Below are 16253 nucleotides of genomic sequence, written 5' to 3' on the forward strand. Positions count from 1 at the left end.
GGCCAGCCTGCAGAGGGAGAAAATAGTGGATTTCGATTCGGTCGCGCTCGATACGGGGTCAATGGCTGGGCCACTCGAGGTTCGACTGGAGGCCTCGATCGACCGGGGGTTTCGCAAGCTGGTGTTCTCGGCGTCGGACCTGGTGAATCATCCCGCCGGCGTGGAAGCGGCTGCCGAACTGGTTCGTCGCAGTGGCGTCGAGGTGCTTGCACTCAGGCAGCTGAGGGATTTCGAAGGACTCGTCGGCCCGCTCCACCTGTACAAGGTCAATGTCGCACAGGGGCTGATGAATCTGTGCCGGCTCCTCGGCGCTCCGACACTGCTGGTGTCGGCGAGCACCATTCCGGGCGCACACGAGGACCCCGCCCGCGTGGTCCGCGACCTGGCCAAGCTGGCGACGATGGCGGTGCCGAAGCGGATCGACATCGCGTACGAAGCTGTTCCTGAATCGAGGGTCGCCGGCGGCATCGTCCGTGCCGAGGATCAGGTGTGCGAGGCCGATCGTGCCAACCTCGGCGTCGCGATCGACAGTGGCCATCTCTTTACCAGCGACGACGGTCTCGACGCGGTCGATGCCTGCTACGGGCACAAGCTGTTTCTGGTGGGGCTGAGCGATACCATTGCCCGCGACCCGAACGGGCAGTCGGGTGATCGCGCCGATTTCGTCCGCGTCTTTCCGGGCGATGGCAGTCATGGCGCAGACCTCATCGAATTGGTGCGACGTCTGCGCAAGATCGGTTTTCATGGCGGTTTCTATCTGAATGCGACAAACGCCGACTATGCGCAACTGCCGGCCGATTTCGTTGCCGCGCGCGCCAGCGATGCGTTGATGTGGTTACAGGAACATCTGCGTCACGTCGATTTACCGCGGCGACGTATCCGCGGCGCCTGACGCTGAAGACGGCTGAAGTCCGTCGTCGGCGCTTATTTCAACGCACTCATGTGCGCGACCATGCGCGCTGGCGCATTGGCGGCGCCGTAGCCGTCGTAGTGATCGACCCGCTGCACGACTTCGAAGTAGAAGCGCTCGGCAAAGACGTCGGTAAACACGTGAAAGTACTCGCCTTCGGGCGTCCGGTCGTAAAGGATGCCAAGCGACTGGAGTCTGGCGACCAAGTCGTCGGCAAGTTCGAATCGGGTGGGCAGGTCGAGATAGTAATTCGGCGAGACGGCAATGAAGCGGACGCCGCGTTGGCGCAAGGCTTCGACGGTCGCGAAAATGTCCGAGCAGGTAAAGGAGATGTGGTGAACGCTCGCGCCCGCCAGTTGCGTCATGGTCCGGGCCGTGTGCGTGTAGTCGCTTTCGGAGACATTAAGGACGAAGCGCAGTTTGCGGTCGTGCGTCGACACACTGCGCGTGCTGATCAGTCCGTAGGGATCGATCAGGTCCATGCTCTCACCGGGTTCCGCCCCCAGCACCGTGCGGTAGAAGAGGGTCCAGGCATCGTGGCGAAGTCGCGGCAGGCCTTGCGCAATGTGGTCTATCGATCGCAGACCGTCCTGGGTCGCCTCGGCGGTCAGTTCGTCTTCGAGCAGGAAGTCGATTTCATACAGGCGTTTCGAGCCCTGACTGGACGGTACGAAATAGATCAGGCTGTCGTCCGGTGCGCGTATCGCCGGGATCTTCAGTTCATTGGGGCCGATTCTGCCCTCGAATCGAGGGCAGCCGTATGCCGTGGCACGGTTGAGCGCGCGCAGCGACTGTTCCGTGGCAATGCCCAGCGCGCAGATCGACGGGCCGTGGCGCAGAAAGTGGGTGTGCGCGAACGAGCCCGGTTCGGCATTGAGAATGATGTCGATGTCGCCTTGGCGAAATAGCGTGACCGCCTTCGAGCGGTGCTTGCCGGCACGCCGGAATCCGAGCATGTCCAGCACCCGCGCGAGCGCGCGTTCGCTATTCGCATCGACGGCGAACTCGATGAATGCGAGGCCATCGAGCGCTGGCAGGGCTGGTGGCTTGAACAGTTCCAGATGGTCGGCGGTGGCCTTGCGCCGCGCGTCGAGGGCTGCGTCGTCGGTGGTGTCCGCCAGTCGATGTGCTACGGCCTCCTCGAGATAGAGCAGAGACCGGTATGCATCGATTGCCGTTGGCCGCGCAGGTGCCGCTCGGAAGTGATCGTTGAAGATCTCGAGCGATAACGGGCCGGTATAGCCGGCGAGCAGGATCTGTTCGAGAAAGTTGGGGAGGTCGAGCTGACCCTGTCCCGGGAAGCACCGGTAGTGGCGACTCCATTGCAGTACGTCCATATCCTTGACCGGCGCATCTGCAAGCTGGACAAAGGCAATCTTGTCGCCGGGAATATCACGAATGGCGGCTGGATCGTCACCGAGCGACAGAATGTGGAAACTGTCGAGCAGAATCCCCAGATGCGGATGGTCGGCCTCGCGTACGAGTTTCCAGGCATGTTCGTAGTGACGGACGTGCCGTGCCCACGCCAGCGCTTCGAACCCGATCGAGATGTTCCGTTTCGCCGCGCGCTCCGCCAGCGCGTAGAGCTGAGCCGTTGAGCGCGCATCGTCGGCGATTGCGTCCGGTGCGCAACTGGAACATACCAGCAGCATCGTCGCGCCGAGCGCCTCCATCACATCGAACTTGCGTTCGACGCGGTCCAGATTGCGTCTGAATTGGGCGTCGCTCGCGCCTTCGAAATCCCGGAACGGCTGATACAGGTCGATGACCAGCCCCAGTTCGTCGCAAATGCGGCGTACGTCGTGCGCCGAGCCGTGATAGGTATTGAAGTCGTTCTCGAAGATCTCGACCGCATCGAAACGCGCAGAGGCGATCGCTTCGAGCTTTTCCTCCAGGGTTCCGCTCAGGCAGACGGTGGCAATGGCGCGGCGCATGGTGGGGTTCTCCGGATTTGGCCAGTGGATCAGCGCAGCACCAGGACGGGGACGGTACAGCGCTTGAGTACGTCCGCAGTGACGCTGCCCAGCAACAGTTCGCTGACGCCGCGGCGCGCATGAGAGGCCATATGAATGAGGTCGCAGTGGCGCTCCTTCGCCGTACGAACGATCTCGTCCGCGGGGGCGTCGCTCTCGACGTAGAAGCATTCGGCGGCCACGCCTTCGGCCTTGGCATTGTCGGCGACGGGGGTGAGGAAGGCGCGCGCGAGGTCGGCGCGCGCGGCGTTGTCCCGCATTGACTTGCCCAGTCCCTTGGCCACGCCGCTGTCATTGAGGACGTGGAGAACGGTGACGCGCGCGCCGTGGAGCTTGGCGAACTGGATTGCCTTGAACGCGGCCGCCGTGGATTGTTCCGACCCATCGACGGGTATCAGGATGTGCTTGTACATTGCTGGCTCCGGTTCGAACAGCTCAGTTCGACTTGGCGCCGACCATCGACAGGAAATGCGCCCGCATGCGATCCGCGTCCGGTTCGATATCGGTGAAGTGACGGAATGCGCCGACGGCCTGAAATACAGCCATGCCGCCGCCGTCGAGCGTGGCGCAGCCCTTGGCCCGCGCCACGCGCAGAAGCTCGGTTTCGAGCGGGAAGTAGACGATTTCGGCGACCCAGATCCGGCTCTCTATCAGTTCAGCCGGCAACGGAAGACCGGGGAGTTTCGCCATGCCCGTTGGCGTGCAGTGGATCAGTCCGTCGGTTTCGGCCATCGCGGCGGCGAGGTCGGTACCTGCAACGCAGCGTCCTTCGCCGAAGCGTTCGCACAGACTGGCCGCGAGTACTTCCGCGCGTGACGGGTCGATGTCGAACACGGTGAGCTGGCGTGCGCCCAGGGACAGCGCTGCATGGGCGACAGCGGCGCCTGCACCGCCCGATCCGAGTTGCACCACCTTGTCCATGCTGACGCCCGGCAGTCCGCGACGAAAGCCCTCAGCAAAGCCCGAGCAATCGGTGTTGTGGCCGATCGTGCGGCCATTACGGATGACGACGGTGTTGACGGCGTTGAGCGCACGGGCTTCGTCCGATAGCTCGTCGAGCAGCGGAACGATCGCCTGTTTGCAGGGGTAGGTAATGTTGAGGCCGGAATAGCCCATCTGGCGCGCGGCCGTCAGCAACTGGGGCAGGGCGTCGACATCGAGGCCGAGCGGGTCGAGGTCGATCGTCTTATAGACATACCGAAACCCCTGGGCTTCGCCTTCCTGTTCGTGCATGGCCGGGGTCAGCGAGGCCTGGATGCCGGACCCGATGAGTCCGCAGACGATCGAAGGGTGCTTGGTATTACTCATGTGTGTCTCCTTGAGTGGCCGGCCCTCGGGCCGGCCAGGTGTCGGTTCTGCATTGTTCGGTATCGTCAGCCGGCGAACCAGCGCGCGGGGATCAGCACGAGTTCCGGGAACATCACCAGTGTTGCCAGCACCAGCAACTGCGCCAGCAGGAATGGCCACACGCCTCGGACGATGTCGTCCATGCTCATTTTCGCGGTGCCGGCCACCACGTTCAGAACGGTTCCTACCGGCGGCGTAATCAACCCGATGGAGGTATTGATGATGAAGAGCACGCCGAAATAGACGGGATCGATGCCTGCCTGCTTGATGACCGGCATCAAGACCGGGGCAAGAATCAGAATGGTCGGGGTCATGTCCATGCTGGTGCCGACCACCACAATCACGACCATGATGGCGAGCACCAGTAGGGTCGGGCTATCCATCAGCGGGGCCAGCAACTCGACCAGCAGGTCCGGCAATTCGGCAACGGTGACCATCCACGACGACACCATCGCCGCGGCCACGAGGAACATCACCACCGAGGTGGTCTTTGCCGCCGACACCACGACCTCGTAGATCTGGGCAATCTTCAGCTCGCGGTAGATCACGATCGCCACGAACAAGGCATACACGGCAGCAACGACCGCAGCTTCGGTGGGGGTGAATATGCCGAACTTGAGGCCGACGATGATGATCAGCGGCAGTCCGAGCGCCCACAGTCCTTCGAGCAGCGCCTGCCGGATTTCCCGCGCGGACTTTTTCGGCGCCGGTTCGACGTTCTCGCTGCGCGTGTAGATCCACCAGGCTGCTGCCAGCGCAAGCCCCATCATCAGCCCGGGGACGATACCGGCAAGAAACAGCTTTGAAATCGACACGCCGGATGCCACGCCGAAGACGATGAAGCCGATGCTGGGCGGAATGACCGGGCCGATGATGCCGCCTGCGGCAATCAGGCCAGCGGAGCGCTTCTTGTCGTGGCCGGCCGCCACCATCATCGGCACGAGGAGGGCGGACAGTGCAGCCGCGTCGGCGACGGCCGAACCGGACAGCGAGGCCAGCAGGCAGGAGGCGAGGATCGCAACGTATCCCAGGCCGCCGCGGACGTGTCCCACCGAGGCCAGCGCGATATTGACGATGCGCTTGGACAGGCCGCCGACGTTCATGATCTCGCCAGCGAGCATGAAGAAGGGTACCGCGAGCAGCGGGAAGCTGTTGGCGCCGTTGACGAGGTTCTGGGCCACGATCTGGGCGTCGAAGAGATCCATGTGGATCATCAGCGCCACGCCCACCAGCAGCAGGGCAAACGCAATCGGGATGCCCAGCGCGATTGTGCCAAGCAGGGAAGCGAGGAAAATGGTGACGGTCATGATCGCTTCCTTCAGTGCTTGTTGCCGCTGGCGGGCGTTGCGCGGGACTGGTCGGCGTGTGCCTGCTCTTGCTGGATGCGTTCGGCTTCTTCGAGGCCGTCGCTGCTCCTGACCATCACCAGTTCGTGTGCGGCAAGCCTGCCACTGAGGATCTGGAAGAGTTCATGGGCCAGAATCGCCGCTGCCGATATTCCGAACACGACCCCTACGCCATAGAAGGCCGCCATCGACATGCCGACGGCGGGCGAGGTGACATGCAGGTTGATCATGGACTGCTGATAGCTGCCGGAGCTGATCAGCCAGCAAACGTAGAGCATCAGTCCGTGACCCAGGGCCAGCGCGGCGCGCTTCGCCAGCGGCGGCAGGCGCACGAGCAGTGTGTCGACCCCGAGGTGGCCGTGTTCGCGCAGTGCCACGATGGCGCCGATGAAGGACATCCACACGAACATCATGCGGGCCAGCTCCTCTGACACGGTGATGCCCGAGTTGAAGGCATAGCGCATGACGACGTTGCCGAACACCATGGCAACCATGCCGGTCATGCACAGGAACATCAGGAACTTCAGCAACGTGAAGTATCCGTCGACAAGCTTTTTCATCTGTCTCCTCGATTGCCTTTTGAGGCTTCTTGGCCATTCGAATGTTCGCGATTGCGGCGTCCCGTGGGACGTCTTTGGCGTGATTGAACTTTAGGGCTGATACAGCTTGATCGATAGGCTTCAATCGGGCTATTGTGCGCTGTGCGCACAAGTTATCCAGCAGGAAGCAAGGGACAGGGGATGAGCGGACCCAGGGACGGTGGTGGAGGCGGCGCGGGGAAACGGGTAGGCGTGTCGTTGCCTGCGGAGCCCGCAGCGGATGTGGCGGAAAGCGCTGCGGCACGCGCAGGCGACGACACGGACAGGAACTTCGTCACCGCATTGGCGAGGGGGCTCATGGTGATCCAGGCCTTCACCAATCAGGGGCGGGAAATGTCGATTTCGCAGATCAGCTACAAGACGGGCATCACCCGCGCGGCGGTCCGGCGGTATCTGCACACACTTGTCGAACTGGGTTTTGCACATTGCCATGCTGGCGTGCGCTACTCGCTCACGGCCAAGACGGTGTCGCTCGGGAACGCCTATCTCTCCGGGAAAACGCTGTCGGGACGTTCGCAACCGGTGCTCGACAAGCTCAGCGAGACGGTCGGCGAGGCATGCTCGATGGCCGTTCGCGACGGCACGGACATCGTCTATATCACCCGTGCGAAGTCCTCGCGGATCATGTCCTCGTCGCTCAATGTCGGCAGCCGTCTGCCAGCCTACGCAACATCGATCGGACTGGTTCTGCTCGCTTATCTCGATGAAGCCGAGCTGGCCGACTATCTTGCCGAGGTGAAATTCCTGCCCTTCACCCCTCATACCATCGTGACCGCCAGCGCGCTGCGGACAGAGCTGGCTGCAATTCGTGCAAACGGCTATGCGCTGGCCGATCAGATGATCGAGGTCGGCCTGCGGTCCATTGCCGTTCCCGTCTTCGACCAGGATGGCAATGTCGAGAGCGGCATCAATATCATCGCCAACAGTTCTCGGGTCAGTGCCGAGCAGATGAGAACGCGATTTCTGCCGCTATTGCTCGACGCGGCCCAGGTGCTGCGGAGCTGAGTCGCGATTGACCTGCGCGCGTCCAGGTCTCAGATGCCGAGCGCCGTGACGACGGCCTCGAGCTCCGCACGCAACCACGCATGGATGGGGTTGTGGCGGTGGCGCAGGTGCCAGATCATGTACATCGGCAGATACTGCGTCGCGAATGGCAGCGGCGTATGGGCAAGGCCGTGCATGCAGCCGCTGGCCAGCAGGCCAGGCACGGTTGCCAGGCGCGCACTGCCTCGAATGAAGGCGGGGATGCCGGCAAAACCGGGTACGTGGGCAACGAAGTTGCGCTGTATGCCGCGGGTGGCGAGTTCGTCGTCGAAATCCAGCGTACGGCGGGGAACGTAACGCACGGTGACGTGCTCGGCAGCCAGAAAATCCGCCAGCGTTGCTGGCGCCTGGCGTTGCCCCGGATCGTAAAAGACACGGTAGCGATCCTGGAACAGGCGCTTGTGAAGGATGTCGTCGGCTTCCGGCGGGCGGGGCGAAATCACCAGCTGACAGCGCTCCTCGCGGAGCATCGTCGCATCGGGAACATCCGAGGGGATGACGCCGAGGGTGACGCCGGGCGATTTCTCCCGCAGACGGGTCAGCAGGCGCGGTAGCAGCAGGTCGCGCTGGAAGTCGTTGGCGGCGATGACGAAGCAGGATTGGAGCGTACTGGCGTCGAAGTTCGCCGTGGTCGCGAAGCGGCGCATTTCCTCCAGCAGCACGCGCGCCTCGCTGGCCAGTGCCTCGGCCCGGCTGGTGGCGACGATGCCGCGGCCCGACTTCACCACCAGCGGGTCTCCGACGATGTTGCGCAACTTGCCCAGCAGGTGCGAGACGGCCGACTGGGTCACACCCAGACGTTCGGCCGCGCGCGTGATCGAGCCTTCCTCGACGACTGCGATCAGCAGCTGCAGCAGCTTGCCATCGAGTTGAAAATGATCGAAATTGCTCATGGGTTGTATGAATGTGGCGCTGTTTATTTGTTGAATGATGCCGGCAATACTGTGTGCTCCACAAGCCGATGTGCGAGGAGACCACAGATGACAGCAACAGCAGCGCGGCGCGAGATTCCCGGAACCCGGATCTTCGATGCCGAGATGGCGCAGAAGGGCTATGCCCTGAACAAGATGTGCTATTCGTTCAATAGTGCGGACAACCGCAGCGCATTCAGCCGTGACGAGGATGCCTACTGCCGGCAGTACGGGCTCAACGCCGAGCAGACCGAGGCGATCCGCACGCGCAACGTGCTGGGCCTTCTCGCGGCGGGCGGAAACGTCTATTACCTGGCCAAGTTCGCCGGGATTCTCGGGCTCGACGTGCAGGATCTGGGGGCGGCCCAGACCGGCATGACCAAGGAAGCATTCAAGGCCATGCTGGTGGCCGCAGGCAAGGTGGACTGAATCATGGCAAAGATCGTAGGCGGTATCTGTACTTCTCATGTCCCCGCAATCGGCCGCGCCATCGCCGGCAATCTGCAGGAAGATCCATACTGGAAGCCCTTTTTCGACGGCTTCCCGCCAGTGCGCAAGTGGCTGGATGAGGTCAAACCCGACGTGGCGGTGGTGATCTACAACGATCACGGCCTCAACTTCTTCCTCGACAAGATGCCGACCTTCGCCGTCGGCGCCGCCGAGCAGTACTTCAATGCCGACGAAGGCTGGGGAATTCCGACCTTGCCGCCTTACAGCGGCGATACGGGAATGTCGTGGCATGTGATCAACCAGCTGGTGGAGAAGGAGTTCGATCTCACGACCTGCCAGGAAATGCTGGTCGACCACGCCTTCTCGCTGCCGCTCAAGCTGCTGTGGCCGGATTCGCCGACCTGTCCGGTGCGCACCGTGCCGGTGTGCATCAACACCGTGCAATACCCGCTGCCCTCGGCCAAGCGCTGCTTCAAGCTGGGTAAGGCCCTGGGCGAGGCAATCGCCTCGTGGGATGACGATGTCCGTGTCGTCATCGTTGGCACCGGAGGGCTGTCGCACCAGCTCGACGGCGAGCGTGCAGGTTTCGTGAACCGCGACTTCGATCTCGCCTTCATGGAGAGCCTGATCAACGATCCGGAGTGGGCGACCCAGTATTCGAACGAGGAAATCGTCGAGAAGACCGGTACTCAGGGCGTCGAGTTGCTGATGTGGCTGGCAACGCGTGCAGCGCTCGGCGGCAGTGTCCGCAAGGTGCATTCCAACTACCACATTCCCATTTCGAACACCGCGGCAGGCTTGATCGTCATGGAGCCGAAAGGTTAAGTGCCGGAACGGTGTCCCGACGGATGCCGACGCTGAGTGATCGGAAGGGGCGGGGGCTGCGACAGGCGGGCCACCCGCCCTTTCCTATTGTGCGTAGTGCTTGGCACGCATGGATCGTCTGGTCGATAACCGCATGGTGTTCACAGGTATCGCGGATTGTTATATCTCCTAGTGGCTCGTTTGCCTTACTACTTGCTGCATAGGGTCGGATAATCCCCTTACTGAAGAACAATGTCGTCGAGAGGAGATCCCGGTATGAAGATGCGTAAAGTGTTCCTGGGCGTTGCAGCCCTTGCGTTGATGCCCACCCTGGCTGCTGCCGAAGAGGTGGTGCTGAAGGTGGCCCACTTCCTGCCGCCGGTCTCGCCGGCGCACACCAAGTTCATCCAGCCCTGGTGCGACAAGATCGAGGCCGAATCGAAGGGCAAGATGAAGTGCCAGATCTATCCTGCGATGCAGCTCGGCGGTACCCCGCCGCAACTGCTGAACCAGGTCCGTGACGGCGTGGCCGATATCGTATGGACGCTGCCGGGCTATACCCCGGGCCGTTTCCCGGTGTCGGAAGTGTTCGAACTGCCGTTCATGACGACCACCCACGAGGCGTCCTCGCGCGCATTCTGGGACTTCTCGCAGAAGTATGCGCAGAAGGAATTCGCCGGCACGCATCCGATCGCGGTGTGGGTGAATGGCCCCAACGTGCTGCATTTCCGCGACAAACAGGTCAAGACGCTGGACGATCTCAAGGGGGTCAAGGTCCGCGCGCCGTCGCGTCTGGGTAATTCGCTACTCGCCGCGCTGGGCGCGACGCCGGTCGGCATGCCGGTCCCGCAGATGGCCGAAAGCCTGTCCAAGGGGGTCATCGACGGCGCACTCATCCCGTGGGAAGTCGTGCCTGCGACCAAGACTCACGAGCTGACCAAGTTCCACGCTGAAGCGGGCAGCGGCAATGCGATGACGACCGCAACCATGATCTTCGTCATGAACAAGAAGAAATACGACGGCCTGCCGGCGGACCTGAAGAAGGTGATCGACGACAACAGCGGGCGTGAAACGTCGGCCTGGGTGTCCGCCCAGTTCAAGGATGCCGATGCTGGTGGTCGCGCCAAGACCGAGGCCAACGGCAACACCATCTACCAGATCGATGCCGCTGAAATGGCCAAGTGGCAGGCCGCAGCGCGTCCGGTGACGGAAGAGTGGATCAAGGACATTTCGGAGAAGGGCCTCAACGGCAAGCAGCTTTACGAAGACGCCGCCGCGCTGGTCAAGCAGTATTCGAAGTAAGCTTTGCGTCCGGAACGCCCCGCGTGCGTGATGCGCGGGGCGTTGTTTCATGTATTGAGGAGAACAGTATGGCTGAAGCCATCGATCAGGAGACGGCTGCACCCTCCGGGCCCATTGGCCGCGCGATAGAAGTGGCGTGTACGGTGTTCGCGGTGTTCGCGGGCATCATGTTCTGTGCCGAGGCGCTGATGTCGGTGGCGAGCGTGGTCGGGCGGGCGGCTTTCAAACTGCCGGTACCGGGCGACTATGAGCTGGTGCAGATGCTGTCGGCCATGGGCATCGCAATGTGTCTGCCCTACTGTCAGTTGAAGAAAGGGCATGTGTTCGTCGACTTCTTCACCCTGTGGGCACCGACTGGACTGAAGCGCGCACTCGACGCGCTGGCGGCCATCCTGCTGGCGGCTTCGTCCTTTTTGCTGACCTGGCGGATCTGGGAGGGCATGCTTGAGATGCGCGAATACGGCGAGACCTCGATGGTGATTTCGCTGCCGATCTGGTGGGGCTATGTGCCGGTGGCGCCTGCCTTCGCGCTGCTCGGGATCACTGCGCTGTACACCTTTGGTCAGGAACTGACGAACAGGAGCCCGCAATGAGTGGTTCAGAAATCGGGCTTCTGATGGGAGCCGTCATGATGGTGATGCTGGCGATGCGGGTGCAGATCGGCATTGCCATGTTCCTCACCGGCGCCGCCGGCTACGTGTGGGTATCCGGCCTCGACCCCTTGCTGGCTTATCTCAAGAACGCCCCCTACGGACGCTTTTCGCTCTACGACCTGTCGGTCGTCCCGCTGTTCCTGCTGATGGGGCAGTTCGCGACCCATGGTGGCCTGTCTCGCGCCCTGTTTCGTGCCGGCAATGCCTTCATCGGACACTGGAAAGGCGGCATGGCCATGGCCGGGGTCGCCTCGTGCGCCGGCTTCGGCGCCATCTGCGGCTCGTCTTTGGCGACGGCCGCGACGATGTCGCATGTGGTGTTGCCCGAACTGAAGCGCCATCAGTACAAGCCCGGTCTGGCTGCGGGTTCGCTTGCCGCCGGTGGCACGCTGGGCATCCTCATCCCGCCTTCGGTACCGCTGGTGATCTACGCCATTCTCGCCGAACAGAATATCGCCAAGCTGTTTCTCGCTGCCTTTGTGCCCGGCATTCTCGCGGCGGTAGGCTATATGGTGGTGATCAGTATCGTCACCCGGCTGGATCCCGAGGCCGGCGGCCCGGGTACGCCCAAGCACACCTGGGCCGAGCGCCTGCAGACGGTGATCGAGACCTGGCCGGTACTGCTGATTTTCACGGTGGTGATCGGCGGCATCTATGGCGGCCTGTTCACGCCGACCGAAGCGGCGTCGATCGGCGCACTGGCGACCGGGATCGCGGCGTGGAAGTCGGGCGGCCTCAAGGACAAGGGCTTGCTCGAGTGCATCTACGGTACGGCCAAGGGGACCGGCATGATGTTCCTGATCCTGCTCGGCGCCGACACGCTGAACTCCTTCATGGCGCTCAGCCAGCTGCCGGCGGAAGCTGCAGCGTGGGTGACGGAGATGGGCTTCGGGCCCTTTACCGTGCTGTTTGCGATCCTGGTGATCTACATGCTGCTCGGTTGCGTGATGGACAGCCTGTCGATGATCCTGCTGACGATCCCGATCTTCCTGCCCATCGTGCTCGGCATGGACTACTTCGGGCTCGGCCTGGAGGACAAGGCCATCTGGTTCGGCATGGTGGCGTTGGTGGTGATGGAGATTGGCCTGATCACGCCGCCGGTGGGGATGAATGTCTACATCATCAACGGCATCGCCAAGGACATCCCGATGGCGACGATCTTCCGCGGCGTGTTGCCTTTCCTCGCATCGGACATCATTCGCATCGTGCTGCTGGTCATGGTGCCGGGTATCTCGCTATTCGCATTGAGAGTGTTCGGCTGATCAAACTGGACGAGGTGTTCCGGCCGCGCGACGGCAGCCGGATGCATGCTGAAGGCCCGCCTGCCATCATCGGCGGGTGGGCCTTCGTGTTTGTACGCCGCCGGGGCAGGGGCGGCGCAATGCTCGGTGTGAGGTTAGAATGACGGCAATTTCATTTCCTCGCGTTTCCCACGCCGGCCACAGAAAGCTCATGAACCTGCGCCAGTTGGAGTATTTCGTCCGCGTTGCCGAACTCGGCAGCTTCAGCAAGGCGGCATTGGTGCTCGACATTGCGCAACCCGCGTTGTCCCGGCAGGTCCGCCTGCTCGAAACCGAACTGCACGTCACCTTGCTGACGCGCAATGGTCGGGGTGTGGCGTTGACCGAGATTGGCAAGAAGCTCTTCGATCAGGGCATCGGCATCCTGCAACTGGTCGACCGGGTGAGCGAAGAGCTCGGTGAGGCACGCAATGAACCCGTTGGCCAGGTGATCGTCGGCCTGCCGCCGAGCTACGGGCGCCTGCTCACGCTGCCGCTGGTCAAGGCCTTCCAGCAGCGCTTCCCGAAGGCGCGTCTCAGTATCGTCGAGGGGCTGTCTGCGCACCTGACCGAGTGGATCGCCACCGGGCGGGTCGATCTCGGGCTGTTGCACGCGCCTGCGTCGAACGTGGGTCTGGACATCACGCCCGTCTCAAAGGAGCGCTTGGGTCTGGTGACCAGGGCCGATGGCGACGATACCGAGTCCGCGCCAATCAGGCTTGCGGATATCGCGGGCTACCAGCTGATCGTACCAGAGCGCGCACATTTCCTGCGCCGCCTGCTGGAGACCCAGATTGCCCTTGGGGGCCTGCGGCTCGACGTCAGTCTCGAAGTGTCGAGCGTGCAGTCCATTCTCGAGCTCGTCGGTGCCGGCTATGGCGCGGCGGTGCTGACACGTTCGGCCTTGCGCGCGTCGGGTCGCCCGGCGGATTTTTCCTTCAGGCCGATTACCGACCCCGAACTTACCAGCTCCTTGTGCCTGGCCTATTCTTCCAACAAGCAGCAGACGCCGCTGGTCAAGCTGACGGTGGCGCTCCTGCAGGAATTGATGGCGGATTTCCGTCCCTGATCCTGGCGCGGCGGGCATATTGGATTCCGCCTTTGCGCAGCCGGGGCGGTGAGCTGCAGGACCGGACTCGCTGAAGTGCAATCCGGCATAACAAAATGCGATAGCTAGTAGTGTCCCGGCCATCTTGGTTGGATGCGCTGGAGTGGTCAGACTGCGCCCTATACGAAGGGGAGCCTCCATGTCTGAATTCTCGCAAACTGCCATTCCCTGCCTGTTCATGCGCGGCGGCACCTCGCGCGGACCGTTCTTCCTCGAATCGGATCTTCCCGCAGACATCGCCTCGCGAGACAAGGTGCTGCTGGCGGTGATGGGTTCGCCCGATCGCCGTCAGATCGACGGTCTGGGCGGGGCCAATCCGCTCACCAGCAAGGTCGGCATCGTGCGTCGCAGCGCTACGCCCGGCGTCGATGTGGATTTTCTGTTCGCACAGCTGCAGCCCGAGAAGGACACGGTCGATACCACGCCCAACTGCGGCAACATGCTCGCTGCGGTGGTGCCCTTCGCGCTCGAGCGCGGACTGCTGCAGGCCAGCGGCGAAACCTCCACCTTCCGCGTGCTGACACTGAACACCGACATGCAGTGCGACATCACCGTGGCCACGCCGGGTGGGGTAGTGCGCTACGACGGCGATGCCCGCATCGACGGCGTGCCAGGTACGTCGGCGCCCATCACCATCAATTTTCTCGATACCGCGGGATCGGTGTGTTCCAGCTTGCTGCCGACCGGCCATGTGCGTGACGTGATCGACGGCGTCGAGGTAACGTGTATCGACAACGGCATGCCCCTGGTGATGTTCCGTGCTGCCGATGTCGGTCGGACCGGTTACGAAAGTGTGGCCGACATGAACGCGGACACCGAGCTCAAGGCGCGCATCGAGCGCTTGCGCCTGGCCTGCGGCCACGCCATGGGCCTGGGTGACGTCAGCGCGAAGAACTACCCGAAGATGACGCTGGTTGCGCCGCCGGTCGCTGGCGGCAACATCTGCACCCGCAGTTTCATTCCCCACGTCTGCCACGACGCCATCGGTGTACTCGCTGCGGTGACGGTGGGGACGGCCTGTGTGCTCTCGGGCTCGGTGGCCGACGGTATTGCCATTCTGCCCGATGGATCGCCGAAGCGGATCTCGGTCGAGCATCCGACCGGCGAGTTTTCGGTCGAACTCGAACTCGATGCGCTCGACCCACAGAAAGTCACCCGTGCCGCCTTGCTTCGCACTGCACGCCTGATCATGCGCGGCGAGGTGATGGTACCCGCAAGCGTATGGCCCGGACACTGAACGACCCGCAACAAGAACAGCATTTTCAGGAGACAGGACAATGACAAATCCTTCTACAACCCGCACCCAGGTTGCCATCATCGGCGCCGGCCCGTCCGGCCTGTTGCTCGGGCAGCTGCTGCACAAGGCCGGCATCGACGCCATCATTCTCGAACGCCAGACCGGCGAATATGTGCTCGGCCGCATTCGTGCCGGCGTGCTCGAGCAGGTCTGTATCGACCTGATGGACGAAGCCGGTGTCGGCGAGCGCATGCATAAGGAAGGGCTGGTGCATGGCGGGTTCGAGATGCTCTATCACGGCAAGCGCCATCGCATCGACATGAACGCGCTCACCGGTGGCAAGAACGTCATGGTCTATGGCCAGACCGAAGTCACCCGCGACTTGATGGAAGCCCGTGAGGCCGCCGGCTTGCCGACGGTGTACGAGGCCCACAATGTGAGCATCCACGACTTCGACTCCACCAGACCGCGCGTCAAGTACGAGAAGGATGGCGTCGAGCACACCATCGAATGCGATTTCATCGCCGGTTGCGACGGCTTCCACGGCGTGTGCCGTGCCAGCGTGCCGCGCAACGCAATCACCGAGTACGAGAAGGTCTATCCCTTTGGCTGGCTCGGTCTGCTCTCCGATACGCCGCCGGTGTCGGACGAACTGATCTATGTGAACAGCCCGCGTGGCTTCGCACTGTGTTCGCAGCGCAGCAAGACACGCAGCCGCTACTACCTGCAGGTACCGCTGACCGACCGCATCGAGGAGTGGACCGACGAGGCCTTCTGGCAGGAGCTGCGCCTGCGTCTCGACGACGAAGGCCGCGAGAAGCTGGTCACTGGCCCCTCCATCGAGAAGAGCATTGCGCCGCTGCGCTCCTTCGTCACCGAGCCGCTGCGCTTCGGCCGACTCTTCCTGGCCGGCGACGCCGGCCATATCGTGCCGCCGACCGGTGCCAAGGGGCTGAACCTTGCCGCGACCGACGTCAAGTATCTGTCCAGCGCCATCATCGAGTTCTTCGATGAGAAGAGCGAGGCGGGCATCGACAGCTACTCGCAGCGCTGCCTGCGCCGCATCTGGAAGGCCGAGCGCTTCTCGTGGTGGTTCACCGCGCTGATGCACCGCTTCCCGGAAGACGGCCCCATCGTGTCCAAGTTCCAGGAAGCCGAGCTCGACTACCTGCTCAACTCGGAGGCGGGGTCGCGCTCGATCGCCGAGAACTATGTCGGCCTGCCGCTGAATTTCGGCGAGTGATGCTGCACGCCAGAACCCGCAAAACGAATATCAAGTATTGAGGATA

16 protein-coding genes are annotated in these 16253 nt (G+C 62.7%); 10 read left to right on the forward strand and 6 right to left on the reverse strand.

Annotated features, from left to right (window positions below; genetic code table 11):
* Positions 1 to 25: 25 nt before the first annotated feature.
* Positions 26 to 892 carry a sugar phosphate isomerase/epimerase gene (locus tag J5J83_RS01245; protein ID WP_212344270.1) on the forward strand — a complete coding sequence of 289 codons (867 nt, stop codon included), beginning with the start codon at positions 26 to 28 and terminating at the stop codon, positions 890 to 892.
* Positions 893 to 924: 32 nt separating this feature from the next.
* Here the strand turns inward: J5J83_RS01245 and J5J83_RS01250 are convergent, their stop codons facing one another.
* The 5 genes from J5J83_RS01250 to J5J83_RS01270 form a co-directional block, all read right to left on the reverse strand.
* Complete coding sequence (locus J5J83_RS01250; protein ID WP_212344273.1) at positions 925 to 2844, reverse strand: sugar phosphate isomerase/epimerase and 4-hydroxyphenylpyruvate domain-containing protein; 1920 nt, start codon at positions 2842 to 2844, stop codon at positions 925 to 927.
* A 29-nt stretch (positions 2845 to 2873) separates the two neighbouring features.
* Entirely contained in the window at positions 2874 to 3296 is a 423-nt protein-coding gene (locus J5J83_RS01255) for a universal stress protein (RefSeq protein WP_212344276.1), read from the reverse strand.
* Between the two features lie 22 nt (positions 3297 to 3318).
* Positions 3319 to 4191, reverse strand: a complete 873-nt coding sequence (locus J5J83_RS01260) for a shikimate dehydrogenase (protein WP_212344279.1) — start codon at positions 4189 to 4191, stop codon at positions 3319 to 3321.
* 65 nt (positions 4192 to 4256) lie between these two features.
* Positions 4257 to 5537 carry a TRAP transporter large permease subunit gene (locus J5J83_RS01265; protein WP_212344281.1) on the reverse strand — a complete coding sequence of 427 codons (1281 nt, stop codon included), beginning with the start codon at positions 5535 to 5537 and terminating at the stop codon, positions 4257 to 4259.
* Between the two features lie 11 nt (positions 5538 to 5548).
* The gene (locus tag J5J83_RS01270) at positions 5549 to 6136 is read right to left on the reverse strand and encodes a TRAP transporter small permease (RefSeq protein ID WP_212344284.1); all 588 of its coding nucleotides are present in this window, start codon (positions 6134 to 6136) and stop codon (positions 5549 to 5551) included.
* Positions 6137 to 6316: 180 nt separating this feature from the next.
* Between J5J83_RS01270 and J5J83_RS01275 the strand changes: the two genes are divergently transcribed.
* The gene (locus J5J83_RS01275; RefSeq protein ID WP_212344286.1) at positions 6317 to 7180 is read left to right on the forward strand and encodes an IclR family transcriptional regulator C-terminal domain-containing protein; all 864 of its coding nucleotides are present in this window, start codon (positions 6317 to 6319) and stop codon (positions 7178 to 7180) included.
* Between the two features lie 29 nt (positions 7181 to 7209).
* Here the strand turns inward: J5J83_RS01275 and J5J83_RS01280 are convergent, their stop codons facing one another.
* Entirely contained in the window at positions 7210 to 8112 is a 903-nt protein-coding gene (locus J5J83_RS01280) for a LysR family transcriptional regulator (RefSeq protein WP_212344289.1), read from the reverse strand.
* An 87-nt stretch (positions 8113 to 8199) separates the two neighbouring features.
* Between J5J83_RS01280 and J5J83_RS01285 the strand changes: the two genes are divergently transcribed.
* The 8 genes from J5J83_RS01285 to pobA all read left to right on the forward strand — a co-directional run bounded on the left by J5J83_RS01285 (position 8200) and on the right by pobA (position 16207).
* Positions 8200 to 8559, forward strand: coding sequence for a protocatechuate 4,5-dioxygenase subunit alpha (locus J5J83_RS01285; RefSeq protein WP_212344291.1), 360 nt, complete (start codon positions 8200 to 8202; stop codon positions 8557 to 8559).
* Between the two features lie 3 nt (positions 8560 to 8562).
* Positions 8563 to 9405 carry a class III extradiol dioxygenase family protein gene (locus tag J5J83_RS01290; RefSeq protein ID WP_212344293.1) on the forward strand — a complete coding sequence of 281 codons (843 nt, stop codon included), beginning with the start codon at positions 8563 to 8565 and terminating at the stop codon, positions 9403 to 9405.
* A 255-nt stretch (positions 9406 to 9660) separates the two neighbouring features.
* Positions 9661 to 10686 carry a TRAP transporter substrate-binding protein gene (locus J5J83_RS01295; protein WP_212344295.1) on the forward strand — a complete coding sequence of 342 codons (1026 nt, stop codon included), beginning with the start codon at positions 9661 to 9663 and terminating at the stop codon, positions 10684 to 10686.
* 68 nt (positions 10687 to 10754) lie between these two features.
* The gene (locus J5J83_RS01300) at positions 10755 to 11279 is read left to right on the forward strand and encodes a TRAP transporter small permease (protein ID WP_212344297.1); all 525 of its coding nucleotides are present in this window, start codon (positions 10755 to 10757) and stop codon (positions 11277 to 11279) included.
* Positions 11276 to 12601: a TRAP transporter large permease gene (locus J5J83_RS01305; protein WP_212344299.1), complete on the forward strand. Its 1326-nt coding sequence runs from the start codon at positions 11276 to 11278 to the stop codon at positions 12599 to 12601. The genes J5J83_RS01300 and J5J83_RS01305 overlap by 4 nt, the downstream gene beginning before the upstream one ends.
* 190 nt (positions 12602 to 12791) lie before the next feature.
* Entirely contained in the window at positions 12792 to 13688 is an 897-nt protein-coding gene (locus J5J83_RS01310) for a LysR family transcriptional regulator (protein ID WP_212344300.1), read from the forward strand.
* 178 nt (positions 13689 to 13866) lie between these two features.
* The gene (locus tag J5J83_RS01315) at positions 13867 to 14964 is read left to right on the forward strand and encodes a 4-oxalomesaconate tautomerase (protein ID WP_212344301.1); all 1098 of its coding nucleotides are present in this window, start codon (positions 13867 to 13869) and stop codon (positions 14962 to 14964) included.
* 40 nt (positions 14965 to 15004) lie between these two features.
* Positions 15005 to 16207, forward strand: a complete 1203-nt coding sequence (gene pobA, locus J5J83_RS01320) for a 4-hydroxybenzoate 3-monooxygenase (RefSeq protein WP_212344309.1) — start codon at positions 15005 to 15007, stop codon at positions 16205 to 16207.
* The last annotated feature ends 46 nt before the right edge of the window (positions 16208 to 16253 follow it).

It is taken from the genome of Azoarcus sp. L1K30 (assembly GCF_018122735.1).
In the GTDB taxonomy this organism is placed as follows: domain Bacteria; phylum Pseudomonadota; class Gammaproteobacteria; order Burkholderiales; family Rhodocyclaceae; genus Parazoarcus.